The organism is Polaribacter marinaquae, assembly GCF_038019025.1.
Lineage (GTDB): Bacteria > Bacteroidota > Bacteroidia > Flavobacteriales > Flavobacteriaceae > Polaribacter > Polaribacter marinaquae.
Genome location: NZ_CP150496.1, coordinates 2318002 through 2344396, shown reverse-complemented (window position 1 = coordinate 2344396; position 26395 = coordinate 2318002). Strand labels below are relative to the sequence as shown.

The following is a 26395-nucleotide window of genomic DNA, read 5'->3' as shown; positions in this document are numbered from 1 at the left end:
TCTAAAAATTAAGTTATATTTGTAAAAAAATATATTTACAATAATGAAAATATTTGCAAATTTTTACTTGTTATTTATTTTAGGTGTTTTTACTACTAATGCACAATTAAATTCTATTAAAGGTAAAATTACGTCTAACGGAAAGCCATTACCTTATGTAAATGTATATTTAAAAAATACAAAAATCGGAACGTCTTCTAATGAAAACGGCTTTTTCGAATTACAAAATATCGAAAATGGAATCTATACAATAGTAGCAAGTAGTATCGGTTTTAAATCAAAATCTGCAAAAATAAATGTAAAAAACGCATCTACAATTATTAAAAATTTCGACTTAAACGAGAACAATGATTTAGATGAAATTGTAGTTTCTGGAACTTTAAGACCTGTAACAAAATCTAACAGTCCTGTTCCTGTAGAAGTCTACAGCAAAACTTTTTTTAAAAAAAATCCTACGCCTTCTATTTTCGAATCACTTCAAAATGTTAACGGTGTAAGACCTCAATTAAATTGTAATGTTTGCAATACTGGTGATATTCACATAAATGGTTTAGAGGGACCTTATACATTTGTGTTAATTGATGGAATGCCAATTGTTAGTGGACTTTCGACTGTTTATGGTTTAACCGGAATTCCGCAAGCTTTAATAGAACGAGTAGAAGTTGTTAAAGGTCCTGCATCTACATTATATGGTTCTGAAGCCGTTGGAGGAATCATAAATATAATCACAAAAAAAACATCCAATGCACCTGTTATTTCTACTGATGTATTAGGAAGTTCTTGGGGAGAAATTAATACAGACATTGGTGTAAAATATAATATTTCTGAGAAAACAACCGGTCTTTTAGGTGTAAACTACTTTAACTACCAAAATAGAATTGATAACAACAACGATGGTTTTACAGATTTAACACTTCAAAATAGAATTTCTGTTTTCAACAAAATTAATATCGAAAGAGAAAGCGAAAAACTCTTTACAATTGCTGGTCGATTTGTATATGAAGATCGTTGGGGAGGAGAATTAGATTGGGAAAAAGAATTTAGAGGTACAGATGTTAAATACGGCGAAAGTATTTACACGAATAGATGGGAAACTTTTGGTACTTATCAACTACCAACATCCGAAGATATCAGTTTTCAATTTAGTGCAAATGGGCATTATCAGAATTCTTTTTACGGCACAGACAGTTACAATGCAGAACAATTAATAGGTTTCGGACAATTTATCTACAATAAAAAAATTGCAAAAAAACACGATTTCTTATTTGGTTTAGCTTACAGATACACGTATTACGAAGACAATACTTTTGCAACTTTAGAAACAGATGGTGTTACCAACAAACCGTCTGTTACGCATTTACCTGGTGCTTTTGTTCAAGATGAAGTCTCTTTAAATTCTCAAAATAAATTATTATTGGGTGCAAGATGGGATTATAATAGTTTACACGGAAACATTGTATCGCCAAGAGTAAATTACAAATGGAATTCTAAAGATAATTCTAACATTTTTAGAGCAAGTGTTGGTAACGGATTTAGAGTTGCCAATGTTTTTACAGAAGATCATGCGGCTTTAACTGGCGCGAGAGAAGTAGAATTCGACGGAGAATTAAACCCTGAGACTTCTTGGAACGCAAACATAAATTTTGTGAAAAAAATAAATACAGAAAATGCGTTTATAACGTTAGATGCAAGTGCTTTTTATACTTATTTTAACAATAGAATTTTACCTGATTACGAAACTGATCCTAATAAAATTATCTATGCAAATCTAGAAGGTCATTCGGTTTCTAAAGGAATTTCTTTAAATACAGATTTTACGTTTACAAACGGTCTAACAATTAATGCCGGTGCAACACTTATGGATGTTTCTATTACCGAAAACAACATTAAAAAAAGACAATTATTAACAGAATCTTTTAGTGGTGTTTGGTCTATTTCTTATCGATTTAACAACAACTACACATTAGATTATACAGGCAATGTTTACGGGCTAATGCGATTGCCTTTGTTAGGAGAAAATGACACAAGAGATGCCAATTCACCTTGGTTTAGTATTCAAAATATTCAGCTAACAAAAAAGTTTTCGTCTAATTGGGAAACTTACGGAGGCATTAAAAATATATTAAATTTTACACCAGCAGCAAACAGTATTAACAATGCTAGCAATCCTTTTGATAAAGGAATAGACACAGAACAAAATCCAGAATTAGCATTCGACCCAAGTTATGTTTATGCTTCAAATCAAGGCATAAGATTATTTTTAGGCGTTCGATATACACTCTTTTAAAACAATGAAAAAATATTTTATCCTTTTAGTTTTCTTCGGATGTATTTCTAGCTTTGCTCAAAAGAAAGGACTACTATTAAAAACTTATACTTTTAAAGAAGTTGAAAAAAAAATGAAGCAGACACCAAAGCCAATTGTCGTATTTAATTATACAGATTGGTGCAAAATTTGCTTCGGAATGAAACAAACTACTTTTAATAATAGCAACGTTATTGCGCTACTAAACAAACATTTCTATTTTATTAAACTAAACGGAGAAGAGAAAAAAGACATACGTTTTTTAGGTAACATTTTTAAATATTTACCTTCTGGATCTAATACCGGCGTTCATGAACTTACGAAAGCGCTTGCAACGAATCATAAAAAAATTGCATATCCAACAACCACTATTTTAAACTCAAATTTAGAAATTGATGCGCAATTAGTTGGCTTTTATAACTCTAAAAAATTCAGAAAAGTTTTAGAAAAACTGCTTTAATCATTCCAAATTCTTGGGTTTAATGATCTATATCCAAAACTATACACCAAACCAACCGATGGATATAAATGAGATTTTTGACTTTCGAATTTAGATTCAGAAAATTTATACATTAATTGAAAGTTTAAACCATATTTCTGATTAAACCAAAATGTAGAACCCGCACCAAAATTTGCTGTTGGTGTCGTTCTTATTGCACTTATAAAACTTCCTCCTACTAAAATATAGGGTACAACTTTATCGTGAGAAGTACCAAAATCGTATCTTAAAGAAGCATCAAAAGTTGTATAACTTTGGTTATCTCCAACAGCAGTTGCAACAGCTGCATCAGCAATTAAACCTTTATAAAGATATTTAGAAACATTAAACCGTGGTGATTGATAAGCCAATTGCCCGCCAACAACTTTACCTGCGTCAAAAGAATATTTTGCACCTGCAAAACTTACCCCTGCAGTCCAAGGTTGTTTTTCTGTCTGAGCATTTATGCTAATTGTGTGTACAAACAATAAAACTATAATTGCTGTTATATTTTTCATGATTTGAGGTAGTTAGTATAATTTACACATCATTATTAACAAATATATCGCAAAGTTTAAGAAAACAAAATAGATAATGGGTTTTTATTAATATACGCACTACATTTGCAAAAACTTTTACTTTGAGCAAGCAGAATATTGTAAATCAATTTCAAACATCTGCGAGTGTATCGCAGATTGTAGCACAATTAAAACAAGAAAAAAATCATTTTCAAATATCGAATTTGGTGGGTTCTTCGTTGTCTTTTGTGATATCAGAAACTTTTAAAAAAGCAGACAAACCTTATCTTTTAATTTTTAACGATAAAGAAGAAGCTGCCTATTATTTAAATGATTTAGAACAACTTTTAGGAGACAAAAACGTACTTTTTTATCCTGGTTCTTACAGAAGACCTTATCAAATAGAAGAAACAGATAATGCTAATGTTTTACTGCGTTCTGAAGTTTTAAATAGAATTAATTCTAGAAAAAAACCTGCTGTAATTGTTACATATCCTACAGCTCTTTTCGAAAAAGTAGTTACAAAAAAAGAATTAGACAAAAACACATTAAAAGTAACTATTGGCGAAAACTTATCTTTAGATTTTGTAAATGAAGTTTTGTTTGAATATAAGTTTAAGCGCGTAGATTTTGTTACTGAACCTGGTGATTTCTCTGTAAGAGGTGGTATAATAGATGTTTTCTCTTTTTCTAATGATGAACCTTATCGAATAGAATTTTTTGGTGATGAAATAGATAGTATTAGATCTTTTGACGTAGAAACTCAACTTTCGAAAGAAAAGCTTAAAAAGGTTTCTATAATGCCAAATGTAGAAAATAAAACTCTGCAAGAAAACAGAGAAAGTTTTTTAAAATACATCCCTTCAAAAACTGCAATATTCACAAAAAATATAAACTTACTATCAGGCAATTTAGACAAGTTTTTCTCTAAAGCAGAAGATGCTTTTAATGATTTATCCAAGGAAATCAAACATGCAAAACCATCAGAATTATTTTGTGATGGTAACTTTATAAAAAATCAGTTACAAGATTTTACTTTGGTAGATTTTGGCAATCAAAATAAAGAAGAGGTTGCGATTGAGTTTAACACGATTCCGCAGCCATCATTTAACAAACAGTTTAATTTATTAATTGATAATTTAGAAGAATATCATAAAGCAGATTTTACCAATTATATTTTTTGCGCCAACGAACAGCAAGCAAAACGTTTTCATGATATTTTTGCAGATTCTGACAAAGAAGTACATTATGAGACCATAGTTTTTCCTTTATACCAAGGTTTTGTTGATGTTGATAATAAGTTAGTCTGCTATACAGATCATCAAATTTTTGAGCGTTACCATAAGTTTAGATTAAAGAATGGTTATGCAAAAAAACAAGCAATTACACTTCAAGAATTAAATAAATTAGAAATTGGTGATTATGTGACACACATGGATCACGGAATTGGAAAATTTGGTGGTTTACAAAAAATTGATGTTCAAGGAAAAAAACAAGAAGCTATTAAACTAATTTATGGTGAAAGAGACATATTATATGTTAGTATTCACTCGTTACACAAAATTTCTAAGTTTAATGGCAAAGATGGTAAAGCTCCAAAAATATACAAATTAGGTTCTGGAGCTTGGAAAAAAATTAAACAGAAAACCAAAGCAAGGGTTAAACACGTTGCCTTTAACTTAATACAACTTTACGCAAAAAGAAAACTACAGAAAGGCTTTGCTTTTGGTCCAGATACGCACATTCAACACGAACTAGAAGGTAGTTTTATGTATGAAGATACACCAGATCAATTTACAGCAACACAAGATGTAAAAAATGATATGGAGAAGGAACAACCAATGGATAGATTGGTTTGTGGTGATGTTGGTTTTGGTAAAACAGAAGTTGCAGTAAGAGCAGCTTTTAAAGCTGTAGATAATGGCAAACAAGTTGCAATTTTAGTTCCTACAACTATTTTAGCTTTTCAACATTACAAAACGTTTTCAGAAAGGTTAAAAGATTTTCCTGTAAGAATCGATTATTTAAATAGATTTAGAACCGCAAAACAAAAAACTGAAGCAATTAATGGCGTAAACGATGGCTCTGTTGATATAATTATTGGTACGCATCAGTTAACAAATCAAAGAATTAAATTTAAAAATTTAGGACTTTTAATTATTGATGAAGAACAAAAGTTTGGAGTTGCTGTAAAAGACAAATTAAAAACTTTAAAAGAAAATGTAGACACTTTAACTCTTACCGCTACTCCAATTCCTAGAACTTTACAATTTAGTTTAATGGCTGCAAGAGATTTATCAGTAATAAAAACGCCTCCACCAAACAGACATCCAATAGAAAGTAATGTTATTCGTTTTGGTGAAGAAACTATTCGTGATGCAATTTCTTATGAAGTTTCTCGAGGCGGACAAGTTTTCTTTATCCATAATAGAATCGAAAATATAAAAGAAGTTGCTGGTTTGTTACAAAGGTTGGTTCCTTCTGCTAAAATAGCTGTTGGTCATGGCCAAATGGAAGGAAAAAAACTCGAACAATTAATGCTTGGTTTTATGGCTGGTGATTTTGATGTTTTAGTTTCTACAACCATTATAGAAAGTGGTTTAGATGTACCTAATGCCAATACAATTTTTATAAATAACGCAAATAACTTCGGATTATCTGACTTACACCAAATGCGTGGTAGAGTTGGTAGATCTAACAAAAAAGCATTTTGTTACTTTATTACGCCACCTTATCACATGATGACAGATGATGCTAGAAAACGTATAGAGGCCTTGGTTTTATTTTCTGATTTAGGAAGCGGAATTAACATTGCCATGAAAGATTTAGAAATTCGTGGTGCAGGTGATTTATTAGGCGGTGAACAAAGTGGATTTATTAATGATATTGGATTTGACACCTATCAGAAAATACTACAAGAAGCCATTGAAGAATTAAAAGAAAATGAATTTAAAGAATTGTACCCTACAGACAATTCGAAACCTAAAGAATATGTAAAAGAAGTTGCTATTGATACAGATTTCGAAATTTTGTTTCCAGATGATTATATTAATTCTATTACAGAAAGGTTAGCCCTTTATAACAAATTAGGTAATTTAGAAACAGAAGAAGAGTTACAAGTTTTTGAATCTGAAATTATTGATAGATTCGGAGAAATACCAACGCAAGTAGAAGACTTATTAGATTCAGTAAGAATTAAATGGTTAGCTAAAGAACTTGGTTTAGAAAAAATCATTTTAAAACAAAAACGAATGATTGGTTACTTTGTTTCTAATCAGCAAAGTGATTTTTATCAAACAGATGCATTTTCTAGAATGCTCAAATACGTGCAACAAAATAGTAAAAGCTGTGTAATGAAAGAGAAAGAAACTAAAAACGGCTTGCGTTTACTAATAACATTTATAAGAATAGATACAGTGAAAACGGCATTAAATATTTTACAAAAAATTTAATGGAGAATTCTTACATAAAAAACTTATCGTTTTTATTACTAGCAACACTATTTGTAAGTACCTCTGGTGTTTTAGGAAAATATATAAACCTTTCTGCAGAAGCTATTATTTTATTTAGAGCTTTTTTAGCTGCAGTTTTTATCTATGGCTTTTGTAAGTTTAAAAAAATAGATCTAAAATTAAAATCTAAAAAAGATAGATTGTCTTTAGTTTTAGTCGGTTTTTTTATGGGTGCACATTGGGTAACCTATTTTTATGCTTTAAAACTTTCTAATGTAGCCATAGGTATGCTATCTATGTATACTTTTCCTGTAATTACAGCATTTCTAGAACCTCTTTTTACAAAAAGCAAACTTAATTTAATTCATGTTGTTTTAGCAACTTTAGTATTAATAGGTATGTTTATTTTAGTACCAGAATTCTCTTTAGAAAATACTTACTTACAAGGTATTTTATTTGGGGTTGTTTCGGCTTTTTGCTATTCTTTAAGAAATTTAATGTTAAAAAAGCATGTAAAAACGTATAATAGCAGCATGTTAATGTTTCATCAAATGATAATTGTTACTATTCTATTAACACCTGTGCTATTTTTTGGTGATTTTTCTAACCTAAAAAGTGAGTTACCTTTATTAATGTTAGTCGCTATTTTAACTACAGCAATCGGACATACTATGATGGTAAATTCTTTTAAACACTTCTCTATATCTACCGCAAGTATAATAAGCAGTGTTCAACCAATTTTCGGAATTATAATTGCTTATCTCTTTGTTAATGAAATTCCAGATTTTAATACTTTTATAGGCGGAAGCTTAATTTTATTGACAGTAATTATAGAAAGCATAAGAAGTAAAAAATAATTCTTTAAATTTTACTTTCTGATTGATTTTAGAATAAAATCTAATAAATCATCAAAAATTGTGTCTTTAAATTCTGCTTTCTTAAAACCCCACTATATAGAATCATTAAAAATAATACTCATTTATTTAGAATCATTAAAAATAATATGGTTAAAATTGTGATACTTTTTGAGTATGCAGTTAAAAATTAATTTTTCTGTAAATCAACTAAATTTATTTAGACTAATTACAAATAAAAGTATATTTGTCAAAAATAATCGACAATGCTTTTCTTTAGAACGCTACTTTTTTTCTTTTTAACTTCTGTAACATTTAGTCAGAATGGAGACTTTTATGGAAAAATTAAATTTAATAATAACGAGCCAGCAATTGGTGCTTATGTGGTTGTTAAAGGAACAGGTTTCTATAAAGAGTTAAGTACAGATATTAATGGAGACTTCTATTTAAAAAGTGTTCCATATGGCACATATTCTTTTAAGGTGCACTCTTTAAATTCTTTACCAAAAACCATCAACGTTACTTTAAATTCGAAAAAGAAAGTACTTAATTTTACTTTAAATTTTATAGACAATGCATTAGATGAAGTAAAAATCACCGCGAAAACAGAAGAAACTAAAAAAGAAACGCAAGGTTTTGCTGTAAATGTGATAAAAACCAAAGAAGCAAGTTTAAGAAATATTCAAACAAACGAATTACTAAACACAACAGTTGGTGTTAAAATAAGACAAAATGGTGGTTTAGGTTCTGATGTTAACTACAGTTTAAATGGTTTATCTGGTAATGCTGTAAGAATTTTCATAGACGGAATACCAAGTTCTATGTATGGTTCTTCTTTTAATTTAAACAGTATTCCTGCTTCAATGATTAAAAATATTGAAGTTTATAAAGGTGTAGTTCCAGGGCATTTAGCAGATGATGCTTTAGGAGGAGCAATTAATATTATCCTTAATGATGATGCAAAAACCAATTTAAACGCTTCTGTTTCTTACGGATCTTTCAATACAATACAAACAAACGTTAACGGTTTGTATCGTTTTAAAGAATCTGGTTTTACTGTAAAAGCATCACTTTTTCATAATTATTCTGACAATGATTATAAGGTTTCTGGTAGAAGTATTGTTACCACAGGTTTAGGAGGTGTACAAACGCCAATTACTGCCAGAAGGTTTAACGATGCTTATCGATCTACAGGTGGTATGGCACAAATTGGTTTTACCAATGTTAAATGGGCAGATCAATTTTTTATTGGTCTTACTGGTTCTGATGATTATAAAGAAGTACAACATGGTGCTTTTACGACTATTACTCCTTATAAGAATCGATTTTTAGAATCTGATGCTTTAGTTACCAACTTAATTTATCAAAAGAAAAACTTTATAACCAAAGGTTTAGATTTAAACATTAACGGATTATATGGAAACAGAAATCGTGTTGTTAATGATACTGTTGCAGCTGCCTATAGTTGGAATGGAGAAAGAGCTATCGATTTTAGAGGCGATGAGTATGATTATACTTGGGGTTCTCAGCAAGAAGGTGGGCCAACATTAGCTACCATTAAAAGAAAAGTAGCATCTATTAGAACAGGATTGTCTTATGCTATTAACGATAATCATAAGGTTTTAGCAAATCACGTGTATAGTGGAACGGATAGAAAAGATAGTGATGTTTTACTTTCTTTATTAGAAAACACATTTACAGGAACCAGAAATCTTTATAAAAACATTTATTCTTTAACGTATGAGTTAACTGCTTTAGACGATAAATTAAAAGCAAATATTTTCGGAAAACATTATCAACAAGAAACCGTTAGTATAGATCCAGAAATAGTAACAAATTCTGACGGAATTAATGAAATAGTAGATGAAGTTATAAACAGCAATAAAAAAAATAACGGATATGGATTTGCGCTTTCTTATGAGCTTTCTCCTAAAACCACATTATTAACATCTGCAGAAAAGGCAGTTCGTTTACCTGATGAAACAGAAGTTTTTGGTAATGATGGAGACAATGTTGTTGCAAATCCAACTATTAATCCAGAGCAAAGTAACAACTATAATCTAGGTTTTAGATTTGGTACTTTTAATATCACCAATCATAATTTTACTATTTCTACAAACTTATTTACAAGAAATATTAAAGACAGAATTGGCTTACCTATAGAAACTTCTTTTAATGTAGATGATGAATTAATAGTCTATGTAAACCAAGGTAGCGGAACATCTAAAGGGTTTGATGCACAATTAAATTATAACTACAACAACAATTTCGGATTAAACTTTAACATATCTCGTTTCGATTTAAAAATTAAAAATAGCGGCGTAGAAATAGACGTACCAAACACTCCTTTCTTTACCATGAATGGTAGTTTACGTTATTCTTTTAAAGACTTAATTCAACAAAAATCACGATTAAATCTTTTTTACTCAATCTATTTTACTGATGAATTTTCTTACCTAGCGCCACAAGGTTCAAACACTGTTGGTAATAATTTTTTCGAAGTTCCTACGCAATTATCACAAGATTTAGGACTTAGTTATGCATTTCCAAACAAAAAGTTGGTAGCTAGTTTTGATGTAAAAAACATTTTTGACAAACCCGTATACGATAATTTATCCGTACAAAAACCAGGTAGAGCTTTTTACCTGAAATTAAATTACACAATTAATAATTTTTAACCATTCAAAACACAAATAAAATGAAAATTAATTTTTTAAATCTAAAATCTTTAGCAATACTTACTCTTGGTATTGGTTTAATGACTGCTTGTAGCGATGAGGATATTACTGACCAAATAGATCCTGTAGATCCTATTTCTGAATCTAGATGGATTACAATTGCCGGAGCTAAAATGGGAGATAACCCTGGTGATGGTAACGGTGGAACTTTAATATATTCTGTAAGTAGTGAAGATGCAAAAGACCCAAGTGTATCTATTAATCCTTTCGAAAACGGATTTATTGCCCCTTCTAACAGAACCGCTAGATTACAAGCATCAGAAGATGGTAACACAATTTTTAACATTTCTTATGCTGGTGATACTGGTGGAAATTACACGAAATATACCGTAGAAGGCGGCCAAAACTTTGTACAAACTGGTACAGAGATTAGTATTGCTCCTTATGTGGGTACTGCTCCAAGATGGATAAAATTATTTGACGGAGATCAAACAGGTGCAGCAGTTTACGTTTCTACAGAACACCAAATTGATGATAATGGTACTCCAAATGATGTTTCTGATGATGTTTACACACGCACAGAAGCAACAATTGGTGTAGTTACTTTAGATTTAGTAAACTCTGCAATTAACAACTTTCAAGAACATGTTGTTGCTTTAAGCGCAGAAGAAGAAGCTGCAGGTTATTATATTTCTAGAATAGATATGCCTACTTTAAATACTGCAGGAAACAAATTATACATTGGCGCGCGTTTAAGCAAAGTAAACCCAGCAACTGTAGAAAGCGATAGCGGTTACGAAATTTTAGGTTCTAAAACAATTGTATTAGATTATCCTTCTTTATTAAACCCAACCGTTATTACCTCTAGTGTTGGTCATGGAAACACAAACGGATACAGAAGTATTAATGCTTTTGAATATAATGGAAGTGTTTATCAAGCAAACCAAAGTGACCCAGAAGGTTCTCATATTTTAAAAATTGATGCAAATAATGAATATGATAATTCTTATGATTTTAATTTGGATGAAGCATTGGGTGTGCAAGGTGCTTACGTACTTGCTTGGAGACCTGCTGCAAATGGTAAAGCTGTATTAACTTATCGTCATGAAGGTTCTGCTGATGGTATTGCAGGTGCTCAAGGATTTTTTGCTTTAATTGATTTAAATACTAAAACTGCAGTTAAAATTGATGCAATTCCGTATGATCCAGATTTTTACTTATTCCAATACCAAGGTTTTGCTGTAGATGGTAATGAAATATACTTAACGCAAGCTCCTGTTGGACAAAATGGAAACATTTATGTTGTAGATACAGAAACTGGATCAGTAACAAAAGGTGCTGAATTAGTAAACGCAGAAGGAAGTCACTTTATTGGTGCTTGGTAAACTGCAAATAAAAATAATAAAAAAGGCGTAAACTTTGGTTTACGCCTTTTTTATTAAAACAATTCTTTATTACTAATATCTAAATAATTACGCTTTACGAAAGCTAAAATAGTTTCTAAAATTTCCCCCATATTTTCGCAATCTTTAAACTTTACATCACCAACATATTTAATTAAATGCTCTTTTAAAAGCTCTACATTTTCTGGATACGAAATAGAATCTGCTTTCATACATTTAATTAATCTTGCAGTTCTTCTTGGTGCAGTAATCATTCTCTTTGCCATAAAAGAACGTTCTTCTAATTTATATTGCCTAATAGAATCGTTTTGTAATTTTTTACTAACCATTTCCACCATCTTAAAATTCTCTTTCATGAATTGTAAGTTGTATACTTTTAAGTTTCCTTCAAAAGATTGCTGATCAAAATCTATAGCTCTAAACTTATATATAATATGGTCAAAATCATGAGTTGGTGTAATAACGTAATTATACGAACGCATATCACCTAAAAGACGCACCAAACATCTTTCTTTAAATTTTACAAACTCTTTTGCAATTTGTGCTTTTTGAGATTCTGTACATTTTGGTAAAAAATCTCTAATAAAATCATCTCCCGGAATTCCGGCAATATGTTCTTCAATTAGAGTGTCTCCAAAAACTAGAAAATTCATATTATGTGGAGATAAAATATGCTCTAACTCTAAACCATAAATACGAGATGCATCTGCTTTTTTTACATAGAAATAAGAAAAGTTGTCATTTAAAATATTACGAATTTTAATTCTAAAAGGTTTCGAATTCCCAAACGTACAATAATCGATTGCATCTACATTTAAAAAAGGAATTGTGTCATCATTACCATCAGAATGCAACATTGTATACACCTTTTTTAAACTTCTATCTATTTCTTCTCTATCAAATTGAGAATAGTAAGTTCTTACCCAAAGTGTATCTTCGTCATTTTTATCATAAACCGTTACAGAACCTTGAAAACGTAATAAATCATCGTAAAAAATAGAAATTTTAATGTTTCTATTGTAATTTTTAAGATACGCGTTAAACATTTCATTTACTGGAAATGTGGGTTTCTTTTTGGACATCAATTTTTTCTCTACCGCCATCTTTACTATTGATTTTCCTCAAAAATAAGAATATTTAACTCAATTCGAACATCTTTCCGGGTAAAGGTTTTGTAACACCTTTTAATTCTAACTGTAATAATATAGACGACAATTGATATGTTGGTATATTACATTCTAATGCAATTACATCTAATAATTGTTGTCCTTTGGCATGTAATAAATCGTATATTTTTTGTTCATTTTCATCTAATTCTACAAATAATTGTTTCTGTATTGTTTTAGGTTTTTCTTGAATATCCCAATTTAATATTTTTACAATATCTTCTGCAGAGTTTAACAAAAAAGCATTGTTACTTTTAATTAAATGGTTGCATCCTTTACTATACAAATCTGTAGTTCTACCAGGTACAGCAAAAACATCTTTATTATAAGAATTAGCAATATCTGCAGTTACTAAAGAACCTCCTTTTGCTGCAGATTCTATAATTATAGTTGCTTTAGAAATACCCGCAACAATTCTATTTCTTTTTAAAAAATTTTCTCTTAACGGTGCTTCGTCATGCCAAAACTCAGTTAAAAAACCACCTTTTTTATTTACATCATTTATATACTTTTTATGTACTTTCGGATAAATTTGATCAAACCCATGCGCTAAAACCGCAATGGTTTGCAGGTTATTTTCTATTGCTGCTTTGTGCGCACAAATATCTACACCATAAGCAAAACCACTAACTATTACAGGATTGTAAGTAGCCAAATCTTTTATCAAGGTATTACAAAAGTCTCTACCATAAGAACTCATATTTCTTGTACCAACAATAGAAATCATTTTTTTATTAGAAAAATCGATGGCACCGTCTTTAAAAAGTAGAATTGGTGAATCGATACAATGTTGAAGGTTCTCTGGATAATCTTCATCCAAAAAATAAGAATATTTTATGTTATTTTTTTTGATGTATTGTAGTTCGTCTAATGCTTTTTCTAAGTTTTCTTTATCAAAAAGATGGTTTAGTACATTTTTACCAATTCCGTTTATTTTAGCTAAATTTTGTGGTTTTTCCTTAAAAATTTGGGAGACATCTCCCACATTTACAATTAGTTTCTTAGCTAAAATATCGCCCACAGCTTTACTTTTTTGCAATCTTAAGATTGCAAGCAATTTTTCTTCTTTCAATAGTTAACAATTTGACAACCAATATATAAAAAAATTGTTGATAATTTTTACAGAACTTTTTTCTACGAAAGGTCTAAAATTATATATTTGTTTATATGAATTTAGCCAACTATATAAACGATTTATTATACAGATACGATTGCGTAATTGTACCAGATTTTGGAGGTTTTGTAACAAATAAAATTGATGCAAAACTAGATGAAAGCACAAACACTTTCTACCCGCCTTCTAAGCAAATTACGTTTAATAGTCTTTTAAAACATAATGATGGTTTATTGGCAAATTATATAGCTTCTAGCGAGCAAATCTCTTTTGAGAAAGCTTCTACAGCCATTTCTTTGTCTGTAATTAAATGGCAAACAGAACTTCAAAAAAACGAAATCTCGTTAAATAATTTAGGTGTTATTTCTCTTAATGAGAATAAGCAAGTTATTTTTGAACCAACAACAAATGTTAACTTTTTAACCTCTTCATTTGGGTTAGCTACCGTAGAAACTTCTGCAGTTGAAAGATACAAACAACAAGTTAAGCCTTTAATAGCTGTTACTCGTTCAACAGAGAAAAAAGGCATACCAACATTTATAAAATACGCTGCTTCTGCCGCTATTTTATTAACATTAGGTTTTGCTGGTTTTAATGGTTATCAACAAAATAAACAAAACGAGGTTATTGCAAATCAGCAAAAAGAATTAGAAAAAAAGATACAATCTGCAACTTTTGTAATTTCTAATCCGTTACCAACTTTAGAATTAAATGTGGTTAAAGAAATTGCTAAACCTTACCATGTGGTAGCTGGCGCTTTTCAAATACCAGAAAATGCAGAAACCAAAGTAAAAGAACTTATTGCAAAGGGTTTTGATGCTAAAATTATTGGTGTAAATAAATGGGGATTAACGCAAGTCACATTTAATAGTTATGCTGATAAAAATGACGCCATTAATAACCTTAACAAGATCAAAAGAACAGTTTCTAAAGACGCTTGGTTATTAGTTAAAGCCCTTAAATAATTTCAGTTTTCTTTAGCTATTTTACATCACTTTTAAAAGTGTGATTGCGTATCTTTGCAAAAATTTATTTTTTGATGGAAGCAAAATCACCTAAAGAATCTTTAACCATATTAACAGATTTAGTTTTACCAGGAGAAACTAATTATTTAGACAATCTTTTTGGAGGAGAATTACTAGCAAGAATGGATAGAGCCTGCAGTATTGCAGCAAGAAGACATTCTAGAAGAATTGTGGTTACAGCATCTGTAAACCATGTTGCATTTAACAAATCTGTACCTGTTGGTAGCGTTGTTACAGTTGAAGCTAAAGTATCTAGAGCCTTTAAATCTTCTATGGAAGTTTATGTTGATGTTTGGATAGAAGACAGACAATCTAGACATAGAACTAAAGTAAATGAAGGTATTTACACTTTTGTGGCTGTAGATGAAACAGGTAAACCAGTGCAAATAGCACAAATAGAACCAGAAACAGACTTAGAAAAAGAACGTTTTGAAGGCGCTCTAAGACGTAAACAATTAAGTTTAGTGTTAGCTGGTAGATTAACACCAAACGAAGCTACAGAACTTAAAGCATTATTTCAATAGAAATTAATATCAATGGAGTTTTTAAATCATTTTAAGATTTTAGAATCTGTAATTATTGTAGTAATTGCCTTTTTTTTACGATTGTTTATAACAAATTCTCTAAAAAAAATTCAAACAAAATTCGGCTTTCAAAATGCAAGAATTCTTGTTACAAATAAGATTATAACAATTCTTATATACATAACCACAATTGTAGTAATTGCATTTATTTGGGGTGTAGATGAAAAGCAATTGTTAATTTATATTTCTTCATTTTTAACTATTTTAGGTATTGCGTTTTTTGCTCAATGGTCTATTTTATCTAACATAACTGCTGGTATAATTTTATATATTAATTACCCAGTTAAAATAGGAGACACAATAACCATTTTAGAAAAAGATAATAACATCACCGGAGAAATAAGAGATATTGGTGCCTTTTTTATCACTCTAAAAACTAAAGATGATGAATTTTTAACAGTACCAAACTCTATAATTCTTCAAAAAAATATAAAATACAAATAAAAAAAAGCGCAATTTAATTGCGCTTTTTTTATTCTAACATTCTAATTATGCCATTTGAGCCTCATGCTTACCCTCGTAAACCTCTTCTACTAATTTATCATTAAAAGCTGGCAAATCTTTAGGATTTCTACTTGTTACTAAACCTTCATCAACAACAACCTCTTCGTCTACCCAATTTGCACCAGCATTAATCATATCTGTTTTAATAGAATTAAAAGATGTAATTTTTCTTCCTTCTAAAACACCTGCTTCTGCCAATAACCAAGGCGCATGACAAATTGCTGCAACTGGTTTATGATTTTCGAAAAATGATTTTACAAATTCCACTGCATTTTTATCTCTACGTAAAACATCAGGATTTATAACTCCGCCAGGTAACATTAATGCATTATAATCAGATTGAGAAACCTCATCTAAAGTTTTATCTACTTTGTAATTTTTACCCCAATTACCATCGTTCCAAGATTTAATCTCTCCAGATTCTAAAGAAACAATTTCTACTGTTGCTCCTGCTTTTTCTAAAGCTTTTTTTGGTTCGCTTAATTCACTTTCTTCAAATCCATTAGTTGCTAAAATCGCAACAGTCTTTCTATTTAAGTTTTCCATTTTAATGTAATTTTTTAATTAATAAAATACATAACCTAGATATTTTCTAAATTCTTACACAAAAATAGACACTATAAAAAGTAAACATTATTGCAATCAATTTAATAATTGACACAAATAAAAAATTCTAAAAATTTATCTTTTAAGAATCCAAGAAGCAGGATTAAGCTTTGTTGTGTTTTTGTACAACACAAATATTAAAGTAGTTTTACCAGAAACTTTGTCTGTAAAAATTTGCCCTATTTTTTGACCCGTTTTTACATTATCACCTTTTTTAACATACAATTTTTCTAAATTATTATACGATGTAATATAATTACCGTGTTGTATTAAAACGTTTCTTTTACCGCCTGATGTTACTAAAACATTCAAAATTTTACCATTAAAAATAGCTTGAGCACTTTTACCTTTTTTAGTTATCATATGTAAACCTGTACTATTAATTGTAATACCAGGATAAATAGGATGCGATTGTTTACCAAACCTTCTCGTAATTAAACCTTCTTCTATTGGCCAAGGTAATTTACCTTTATTAAGCTCAAATCTTGCGGCTAAAGCCTTAGCTTCTGGCGATAAAACAAACTCGTTCTTTTTGGTGGTTTTTGGTTTGTTTTTAAGTTTTGCATTTGCCAATCTATTTGCTTTGGCAATTTCATCTTTAATTATTTTATCTATTTTTTCTGCAATTCTTTTTTCAGCATTAATTTTATTCTGAATCTCTCTTTTATACTTGCGCTCTTTCTTTTTAATTGTAGAAATTAATTGTTCTTTATTTTTCTTATCGAGTTCAATTTGTTCTTTCTGATCTTTTTCTACAGATAGTAAAGTGTCTTTAACCTGTTTCTGATACAATAAAGAGTCGTTTTTCTTTTTGATGATCAGAGTTTGCACTCCTATTTGATCTCCCTGTCTTTTTCTGAACGAAGTATATTGTTTCATATACTCTAAACGTTTGTATGCTTGGTAAAAGTTCTGAGAAGACAGAATAAACATCATTCTACTTTGCTGAGATTTACTCTTGTAAGACTTATAAATCATACTTGCATAATCTTTTTTAAGTGCTGCAAGTTCTTTTTCTAACTTAGAAAGTTCTAACTTATTTTTATTTATTTCTGATGATAATAATTTAGCCTCAGAATTAATAGTTCTTATTAATTTTTGCCTAACATCTATTTTTTGATTTAAATCTTTTAAATCTTCAAGAACATTTTTTTCTCTTTTTTGCTCTTTAAATAACAAGTTATTAACCTGAACAATTTCTTTTTTTAATCTTTTACGCTGCTCTTCTAACTCTTTCTTTGTTTGACCAAATACGGTTAAACAACTAAAAAGTAAAATAAAAATTGATATGTGTAAACGAAATTTTATCACTATAAATTAATGCGTTTATATCCTTTAGGTAAAGAAAAAGATGTGTTTAATGCTGTATTAAATTCAACAGATTTTAACGTAAAATCAATCTTAGTTGTTTTGTTAATTTGCTTTGCTGTGATATTAATTTCTGATGGAAAAACTGTATTATCTATTAATTTATAAGAAGGGTACTTAATTTTTAAATTCTCTTTTTTTAATGGTGATGTTATTGCTTGAAAATCTAACTTAAAGTGATTAGGATTTACCGCTGTAAAAACATTAACAACAACGTCTTTTACAACAGGAGAAAGAACGTAAGAATTATTAACAATCTCTACACTTTGCTTATTCTTCTTTAAATTTAACATAGCTTGCCCCAAAAACAAACTTTGTAATTGCTCAAAATTAATTTCTGTGCCTAAAATTTTCTTTAGCATTTTAAAATCACCTTCAAAATAATTCTTAGCATATGGCGAATAGTACGCTATAGATGTTGGTGTAATTTTTGCTTTAAAAACTGTTATAAATTTAGTTCCTTTTAAAAAAATTTCTTTGTCTTTGGTAATTTTTAAATAAACGGTAATACTTTGTTTTGTTTTACCATCATTAAAATTTGCTTTAAACTTAGCGTCTATAGTTTCCTTTTTAAAATTTGCTGCAACATGTTTTCTAACGACCTTATTTGCAGAAATTTCTTTTGCTTTTACGTTAGCATCTAAAACTAACTTTTTCGATTTACAAGCTGTAAAAACTAAAGTTAGTATCAATACATATTTTAGATATCGCATATTATTTTTTTAACTTTTTTGACTTTTGTTTGTACTTTTTTTCTTCGATAGTATTACCTAAACCATTGTAAGAAACAGCCATTTCATTATAAAATTCGGCTTCCATATCATCTTCAATTACAAAATCGATACCATTTTTTAAAGAAGTAATAGCTTCGTTAAACTTCTGTTTTGCATTTAAAGCCTTACCGTTCATTAAATACACAAATGATTGTGCAGGAAACAAAGCAATTCCTTTTTTACTATAATCTAATAATAAATCAGGATCTTGTTTTACACTTTCTAAAATCTGTTTTAAAAGCACATATGATTTATCGGTTTCAAACTGTTTAAAAATATTACTTACTGCAGAGCTCTTTACAGGTCTGGCTTTTCTGGTTTGTTGTAAATTATCTTTTATATTTTTTAAACTAGAAGACAAAGAATTTTCATCTTCTAAAACCTCCATTAGATGTATGGCGTTTTTAAAATCTCTATTTTTCAAATAGAGCCTCACTAAATATTCGCGTTCTTTTTTATTGATAGTAGCAATACTTTTCTGAACTCTAATTGCCTCAGAAAAATCTCTATCAGCAACATTAATTTTAACCAAATGCTTTTGTAACCAAATATTTTTTGGTTCTTGGTCGATAGCTCTTTTAATATATTCTTTAGCTAAAAGCTTTTTATTCAATTCTAAATAGTTCTTAGAAAACTCAAAAAAAACAACACTATTGTTAGGTAATATTTGATTACAGTTTTCTAAATTTTCTATCGATTTTTGATAATTACCGATAGATTTTTGCGATAATGCTTTAAAGAAAAACTGCTGAAACTTTAGTTCTTTTTCTTCTGATAGATCTACAGCCGCAGGTATGCTATCTTGTGCAAAACCATTAATTGATATTAAAAAAAGGAACAAAGAAAAAAGAGACAACTTAAAATTATGAAATTGCCCCTCTTTTAATTTATTTATTTCTTTTTTTATAAAACCCATTAGATTAACTCTGTATAATCACCAATACTTACTGAAGTATATTCACCGTTATATTTTGCATGATTACCAATCATTGCATTGTCTAATTTTGCATTCGAAATTAGAACATTTGTTTGTATTAAAGAGTTTGTTATGGTTGCGTTTTCTACAACACTATTTTCTCCAATAGAAACGTAAGGACCAATTTTTGTGTTTTTAAGCACAACATTTTTACCAATAAAACAAGGTTCTATAATTTCAGAATTCTCTAATACAACGTCTTTAGATACCAAATTATTACCGGCTTTATGTTCAAAATCTAAAACTTGTTTATTGGTATCTACTGTTGGATCTTTTTTACCACAATCCATCCAAGTGTTTACAGTTCCAGGAATAAATTTAGCGCCGTCTTTTTTTAATGTTTCTAAAACATTTGTAAGCTGAAACTCGTTATTTTCTTTTAAATCGTTGTCAATTAAATACTGAATTTCATCTCTAACTCTATCACCGTCTTTAAAATAGTATATACCAATTATTGCTAAATCAGAAACAAACTCTTTTGGCTTTTCTACAAAATCGGTAATAAAACCATCTTCTAATTTTACCACACCAAAAGCACTCGGGTCTTCTACTTGCTTTACCCAAATTGCACCATCTGCATTAGAATCTAATTTAAAATCTGCTTTAAATAATGTATCTGCGTAAGCAACAACACAAGGACCGTTTAATGAATCTTTAGCACAAAATAACGCATGCGCGGTTCCTAATGCTTCTTCTTGAACGTAAACAGAACCTTTAGCACCTAATTCTTTGGCTATTTCTAATAAATTATTTTTTGTATTTGCTGGAAATCCTTTTTTTGCAGGACCAATAATAAACGCAATTTCTTCTATTTTTTCATCAACCACAGATGCAATATCTTCTACAAGTCTTTGCACAATTGGCTTTCCTGCGATTACGGTTAAAGGTTTAGGAACTGTTAATGTATGTGGTCTTAAACGAGAACCTATTCCGGCCATTGGTACTATTATCTTCATGTTCTTTTTATCAAAAATTATCGTTGCAATATACCATTATTAAAAAGATTTTAAAAAAAATTGAATCTATTAAAGCTGAATGATTTTCACAAGAAAAATCCATTCACAGGTTTTACTTAAGCTATCAATATTTATTAAAATCTTCAAGGCGCTATCCCTGAATTCAGGGATAGTAAAAAACCCTGAATTCAGGGATTGCACAATGTTTAATAAATTAATACTTTTGATACGTATTTAATAATATATTAAGATTTTTTAATAAATTATTAATACAAAAAATAATAATGTTGTCGAATTAATTCAATCCCCAAATTTTTAAAAATTTTATTCACATGAAAAAAAACACTTACCTTAAGTTATTATTTAGCTCAATAGCTATTTTAATGTTCTCCTTTTTTTTATCAAAAACAATTATCAAAAAGAAAGAGAAAGAAGAACTATTATCTAAAAGAAAAAAATTAGAAAACTTTATTAAAAACAGCCCATATAAAGAAACATTAACTTGGGATAAAAAGAAAAGGAAACAAAACGGACTGCCTCCTAACAGGTATTTCGAGCAGATGTGGGAACTTACCATAAACCCTGAAACAGGAAAATTAGATGATGGTGAGTTAAATGAGCTTAGAAAAAAGATAATGCAAAAAAGAGTTTCTAGAAAAACCCCAGGAAACACTTCTAATGCTTGGGAAGAAAGAGGCCCAAATAACGTTGGTGGTAGAACAAGAGTTATTATGTTCGACCCAAATGATACTTCTAACAACACCGTTTATGCAGGTGGTGTTTCTGGTGGATTATGGAAAAATACAAACATTACAAATGCAAATTCTCAATGGAGCAGAGTGCAAAATGTACCAGGAAACCTTTCTGTAACCTCCATTACTGTAGATCCTAGAAATTCTAATAGATGGTATGTAGGTACAGGAGAACAATATACCGCAGGAGATGTTGTTGGTAACGGTGTTTATGTTACTACTGATGGTGGTAATAATTGGTCTGCAGTCACAATTCCTGCCGCCGGACCAGATTCTTTTGATTACAACGCTTCTAATTTATTTTTAAAAGGTATTTATTACGTAAACGATGTTTTAGCCTGGGATAACGGAAACTCTACAGAACTTTTTGTTGCCGTCGGAGCTCATGTTTACGGAGATTCTTCAAGTCCGAAAAATTGGTTGGGTTTACAATCTGCTGGTATTTATAGATCTACAAATAATGGTAGTTCTTGGAGTAGAATAGAATCGTCAAACCTATCTTACTCTTTTGGTGGTTCTACTTATTATTACATTCCTAATGATTTAGAAGTTGGTGCAGATAATAAACTTTGGATGGGAACCATTGGTTCTGCTCTTGGCGAAGGTGGCGGTCGAGTTTACAGCTCTACAAACGGATCTACTTGGACAGAGGCAAATGCTTCTCCTTTGACAGATTCTAATAGAGTAGAACTAGAACCATCAGCAACAAACGGAAATAAAATTTATGCTTTAACTCAAGGTGTTAACTCTCCTGTTCATATTTACGAAACAACAAATAGTTTTAGCTCAATTACTTCTAAAGCTCTGCCAAATGATGCAGATACAGGCATTTCTGCAAATGATTTTACAAGAGGTCAAGCATTTTACGATTTAGTAATCGAAGCTGATCCTGCAAATGATAATATTATATACGTTGGTGGAATCGATTTATTTAAATCTACAAACGGAGGTAGTTCTTGGTCTCAATTATCACACTGGTATGGTGGCTTTGGACAACCAAATAATGTACATGCAGATCAACACTCAATTGCTTTTGGTAATAATGATGCTTCTAAAGTTTTGTTTGGTAATGATGGTGGTATTTATTATTCTGGCAACTCGGGTAATTCAATTAACTCAAGAAACAACAACTACAATGTTACACAATTTGTAAAAGCAAGTATTGGACCAGATGGTGTTGGAGATTTAAATGGAATTTTTTCGGCTGGTGCGCAAGACAACGGTACACAAGCTTTTAGAGACGCAAATACAGCAAACGGAATAAATTCTTCTGAAGATTTAAGCGACGGAGATGGTTTTTACACTTTTGTAGATAAAGATGGGCAATACATGATTGCAACGTATGTTTTTAATGTAATTTATAGATTTAATTTACCATGGAATGGCCAAGGAAGGATTGATGGAGGAGCAACAACTTTGTCGAGTGATCAAAGTACTGGTGATTTCGTAAACCCGATGGATTATGATAGTAATGCAAATAGATTATTATCAAATCAATCTACCACAAGTAGTAATTCTATATTAAGTATAAATGTTGCTTCTAACAGTAAAGGATCATTAACAAATGCTGCGTTAACTTCTAGTCCAACAGCGTTTAGAGCCTCCCCTTTCGAAAACAATGCTTGGTATGTTGGTTTATCTAACGGCGGATTGGTTAAATTAACAAATGTTACCAATAATTCTGCAACATTTACAACAGTTAATAATCCTTTTGTTGGTGCAATCTCTTCTATTAGACTTGGAGAAACTGCTAACGATTTAATTGTAACAATACATAATTACGGCGTTACTAGCATTTGGTATTCTTCTAATGCAGGTAGCACTTGGTCAAGCAAAGAAGGAAATCTTCCAAATATCCCGGTAAGAGACTTTTTATTGAATCCTTTAGCACCAAACGAAGCAATTATTGCTACTCAATTAGGTGTTTGGTCTACAGAAAACTTTAATGATACAAACCCTAATTGGTCTCAATCATATAACGGCATGAGTGATGTTAGTGTAACTTCTTTAGATTATTGGAATGTTTCTGGCGATAATACAAATAATAAAATTATAGCTTCTACATACGGTAGAGGTGTATTTACAGGTACATTTACCTCATCATCAGCACCTGACACAGAAGCACCTACCACTCCAACCAACTTAATTACTAACAATATTACAGAAAACTCTATTCAACTTTCTTGGAGCTCATCTACAGACAATGTTGGCGTTACTAATTATGATATCTATAGAAATGGCAACTTACTAACAACTGTTACAAACACAAGTTATACAGCAACAAGCCTAAGCGCCAATACCAACTATAACTTTTACGTTATTGCAAAAGATAGTGCAGGCAATAGTTCTGTTAAAAGCATCACCGTAAACGCAACAACATTAGCACCAGACACAACTGCTCCTACTGCTCCGACAGCGTTAGTTTCAAACAACAAAACTGATACATCTGTAAATTTAAGTTGGACAGCTTCTACAGATAATGTTGCAGTAACTTCTTACGATGTTTTAAACGGAAGTACAGTTGTTGGAAACACCGCAAATACTAGTTTTACCGTAAACGGATTAACCTCAAACACATCATATTCGTTTTCTGTAATAGCAAAAGATGATGCCGGTAATATTTCTACCGCAAGTAATACTTTAACTGTTACAACAGATGTTACTCCTATTAATTATTGTGCATCTCAAAGTTCTAATGTTAATGATGAATTTATAAGTAACGTACAACTTGGTTCCATCAATAATAATTCAGGCGCTCAGTTTTATTCAGATTTTACTAGCATATCAACGAACTTAATAAAAGGTGATAATTATACTGTAACTGTTACACCAACATGGACAGGAACCAAATACAACGAAGGTTATGCAGTTTGGATTGATTTTAACAAAGATGGAGATTTTACAGATGCTAATGAACAAGTTTTATCAGTTGCACCAAATCAAAACGCAACAGTTTCAGCTTCATTTACTGTTCCGTCATCAGCACTAGAAACTTCAACAAGAATGAGAGTTTCTATGAGTTACAATGCTATTCCTACATCTTGTCAAAGTTTTTCTTACGGAGAAGTAGAAGATTATACTGTAAATATTCAAGCAGCATCCGCAGATACAATAGCACCAATAATAACATTAAACGGCGCATCAACTTTAGACTTAAACGTTGGCGACACCTATTCTGAACAAGGTGCAACAGCAACAGATAATGTAGACGGTAATTTAACATCTAACATAATTATTACTGGTAATGTAGACACAAATACAGCAGGAACATATATTAAAAATTATAATGTAAGTGACAATGCAGGAAATGCAGCGGCACAAGTTTCTAGAACAATAAATGTAAATACAATAAGTACTAATGATTGTGTAAACGGAGTATCAACTTTTCCTTATACAGAAAGTTTTGAAGGAAATTTAGGCGCATGGTCTCAATCTTCTTCGGATGATATTGACTGGTCTATTAATTCTAACGGAACGCCTTCTGGGAGTACAGGACCTTCTTCTGCAACAAACGGAAACTCATATATATTTGTAGAAGCATCTGGAGACGGAACAGGTTACCCAAACAAACAAGCTATTTTAAACACACCTTGTTTTGATTTGACTAATGAAACATCTGCAAACTTCAGTTTTAATTATCATATGTATGGTGCTGCAGATATGGGTACAATAGCCTTAGAAATTAGTACAGATAATGGAACAAATTGGACGAACATTTGGAGTGAATCTGGGAACAAGGGTAACCAATGGTTGTCTGCTAATATTAATTTAAATGCATTTACAGGATCTAGTATTCAATTAAGGTTTAATAGAATTACAGGCAGTACTTGGCAAGCAGACATCGCATTAGACAACATCGAATTATCTAGCGGAAACAGCAATAATAATGGTTGTACTGCAGAAGTAACTTCTTTTCCTTACAACGAAGGTTTTGAAGGAAACATTGGTAGTTGGTCTCAAAATTCAAATGATGATTTAAATTGGATTGTTGATGCGAACGGAACACCGTCTAACAGTACAGGTCCTTCTTCTGCAACAGAAGGTAATTCGTATTTATTTGTTGAAGCTTCTGGTAACAACACCGGCTACCCAACAAAACAAGCTATATTAACTTCACCTTGTTTTGATTTATCTAGTTTATCTGCAGCTTCGTTTAATTTTAATTATCACATGTATGGCGCAACAAACACGGGAACTTTAGATGTAGAAATTAGTAATGACAACGGAGCTTCTTGGTCGAGTATTTGGACAGAATCTGGTAATAAAGGAAACCAATGGTTAAGCGCTAGTGTAGATTTATCGGCATACTTAGGTAGTAATATTCAGTTAAGATTTAATAGAGTTACCGGTAATACATGGCAAGCAGATGTTGCCATAGACAATGTAAGTTTAAACAATACTGCAGCCTCTAACAACATTAGCATGGTAAATAATGATAATTTCTTTAACACTACAGACGGATCGTTTAAGATTTATCCAAGTCCAGTAAAGACATTATTAAATGTGCAGTTATCTACTAACACTGTTAATTCGTATAAAATTATCAATTCTATCGGGCAAACAATAAAATCAGGCAAATTACAAAACAACTCAATAGACGTTTCTAATTTAAAAATTGGTATGTATTTGCTAGAAATAAGCGACGGTGAAGAGAAGTTAATTAAAAAGTTTATTAAAATATAATTTAAACCAGCATACTAAATAAAAATTAAAACACTATTAGACAATAATTTAAATTTATTGACATACTGAATTCAGGGATATAAAACCCTGAATTCAGGGATAGTGAAAATATACTGAATTCAGGGATTGACAAGTATGTACTTAACTACTATTTTTACAAGTATAAAAGTCATTTAATTAGCACCCCTAATGCGACCCCT

18 protein-coding genes are annotated in these 26395 nt (G+C 30.4%); 10 read left to right on the top strand and 8 right to left on the bottom strand.

Going from position 1 to position 26395, the window contains the following annotated elements; genetic code table 11:
• The first annotated feature begins 43 nt into the window (after positions 1-43).
• Positions 44-2287 (top strand): TonB-dependent receptor, encoded by a 2244-nt coding sequence (locus WG950_RS10650; RefSeq protein ID WP_340932236.1) that lies wholly within the window; start codon positions 44-46, stop codon positions 2285-2287.
• 4 nt (positions 2288-2291) lie between these two features.
• The gene (locus tag WG950_RS10645) at positions 2292-2765 is read left to right on the top strand and encodes a thioredoxin family protein (protein WP_340932234.1); all 474 of its coding nucleotides are present in this window, start codon (positions 2292-2294) and stop codon (positions 2763-2765) included.
• Here WG950_RS10645 and WG950_RS10640 read toward each other — a convergent pair.
• Entirely contained in the window at positions 2762-3301 is a 540-nt protein-coding gene (locus WG950_RS10640) for a hypothetical protein (RefSeq protein WP_340932233.1), read from the bottom strand. The two genes, WG950_RS10645 and WG950_RS10640, sit on opposite strands and share 4 nt — an antisense overlap.
• A 122-nt stretch (positions 3302-3423) precedes the next feature.
• Between WG950_RS10640 and mfd the strand changes: the two genes are divergently transcribed.
• The 4 genes from mfd to WG950_RS10620 all read left to right on the top strand — a co-directional run bounded on the left by mfd (position 3424) and on the right by WG950_RS10620 (position 11670).
• Positions 3424-6753 carry a transcription-repair coupling factor gene (mfd, locus tag WG950_RS10635; protein WP_340932230.1) on the top strand — a complete coding sequence of 1110 codons (3330 nt, stop codon included), beginning with the start codon at positions 3424-3426 and terminating at the stop codon, positions 6751-6753.
• A complete protein-coding gene (locus WG950_RS10630) occupies positions 6753-7610 on the top strand; it encodes a DMT family transporter (RefSeq protein ID WP_340932229.1) in 858 nt (285 codons plus the stop codon). The genes mfd and WG950_RS10630 overlap by 1 nt, the downstream gene beginning before the upstream one ends.
• Before the next feature lie 263 nt (positions 7611-7873).
• The gene (locus WG950_RS10625; RefSeq protein ID WP_340932228.1) at positions 7874-10285 is read left to right on the top strand and encodes a TonB-dependent receptor; all 2412 of its coding nucleotides are present in this window, start codon (positions 7874-7876) and stop codon (positions 10283-10285) included.
• A gap of 20 nt (positions 10286-10305) precedes the next feature.
• Positions 10306-11670, top strand: coding sequence for a hypothetical protein (locus WG950_RS10620; protein ID WP_340932227.1), 1365 nt, complete (start codon positions 10306-10308; stop codon positions 11668-11670).
• 53 nt (positions 11671-11723) lie between these two features.
• Here the strand turns inward: WG950_RS10620 and WG950_RS10615 are convergent, their stop codons facing one another.
• Both WG950_RS10615 and dprA read right to left on the bottom strand, forming a co-directional pair.
• On the bottom strand, positions 11724-12791 hold the full coding sequence (locus tag WG950_RS10615; RefSeq protein ID WP_079737475.1) for a hypothetical protein: 1068 nt from the start codon (positions 12789-12791) through the stop codon (positions 11724-11726).
• 34 nt (positions 12792-12825) lie between these two features.
• Positions 12826-13926: a DNA-processing protein DprA gene (dprA, locus tag WG950_RS10610; protein ID WP_340932221.1), complete on the bottom strand. Its 1101-nt coding sequence runs from the start codon at positions 13924-13926 to the stop codon at positions 12826-12828.
• 95 nt (positions 13927-14021) lie between these two features.
• Between dprA and WG950_RS10605 the strand changes: the two genes are divergently transcribed.
• The 3 genes from WG950_RS10605 to WG950_RS10595 all read left to right on the top strand — a co-directional run bounded on the left by WG950_RS10605 (position 14022) and on the right by WG950_RS10595 (position 16021).
• Entirely contained in the window at positions 14022-14933 is a 912-nt protein-coding gene (locus tag WG950_RS10605) for an SPOR domain-containing protein (protein ID WP_340932219.1), read from the top strand.
• Between the two features lie 74 nt (positions 14934-15007).
• Complete coding sequence (locus WG950_RS10600) at positions 15008-15517, top strand: acyl-CoA thioesterase (RefSeq protein WP_077810333.1); 510 nt, start codon at positions 15008-15010, stop codon at positions 15515-15517.
• A gap of 12 nt (positions 15518-15529) precedes the next feature.
• Positions 15530-16021 (top strand): mechanosensitive ion channel domain-containing protein, encoded by a 492-nt coding sequence (locus WG950_RS10595; RefSeq protein WP_079737478.1) that lies wholly within the window; start codon positions 15530-15532, stop codon positions 16019-16021.
• A 45-nt stretch (positions 16022-16066) separates the two neighbouring features.
• On the opposite strand, the gene WG950_RS10590 is transcribed toward WG950_RS10595, so the two are convergent.
• The 5 genes from WG950_RS10590 to WG950_RS10570 form a co-directional block, all read right to left on the bottom strand.
• Positions 16067-16627, bottom strand: a complete 561-nt coding sequence (locus WG950_RS10590; protein ID WP_340932216.1) for a type 1 glutamine amidotransferase domain-containing protein — start codon at positions 16625-16627, stop codon at positions 16067-16069.
• A 135-nt stretch (positions 16628-16762) separates the two neighbouring features.
• Complete coding sequence (locus WG950_RS10585) at positions 16763-17998, bottom strand: murein hydrolase activator EnvC family protein (protein WP_340932215.1); 1236 nt, start codon at positions 17996-17998, stop codon at positions 16763-16765.
• Positions 17998-18768 (bottom strand): DUF4292 domain-containing protein, encoded by a 771-nt coding sequence (locus tag WG950_RS10580; RefSeq protein WP_340932214.1) that lies wholly within the window; start codon positions 18766-18768, stop codon positions 17998-18000. Before WG950_RS10580 ends, WG950_RS10585 begins: the two co-directional genes overlap by 1 nt.
• A 1-nt stretch (position 18769) precedes the next feature.
• Positions 18770-19744, bottom strand: a complete 975-nt coding sequence (locus WG950_RS10575) for a hypothetical protein (RefSeq protein WP_340932212.1) — start codon at positions 19742-19744, stop codon at positions 18770-18772.
• Positions 19744-20760 (bottom strand): sugar phosphate nucleotidyltransferase, encoded by a 1017-nt coding sequence (locus WG950_RS10570; RefSeq protein WP_340932210.1) that lies wholly within the window; start codon positions 20758-20760, stop codon positions 19744-19746. The genes WG950_RS10575 and WG950_RS10570 overlap by 1 nt, the downstream gene beginning before the upstream one ends.
• 332 nt (positions 20761-21092) lie before the next feature.
• Here WG950_RS10570 and WG950_RS10565 point away from each other — a divergent pair, with 332 nt between their 5' ends.
• Positions 21093-26195, top strand: coding sequence for a GEVED domain-containing protein (locus WG950_RS10565; RefSeq protein ID WP_340932209.1), 5103 nt, complete (start codon positions 21093-21095; stop codon positions 26193-26195).
• Positions 26196-26395: the final 200 nt, after the last annotated feature.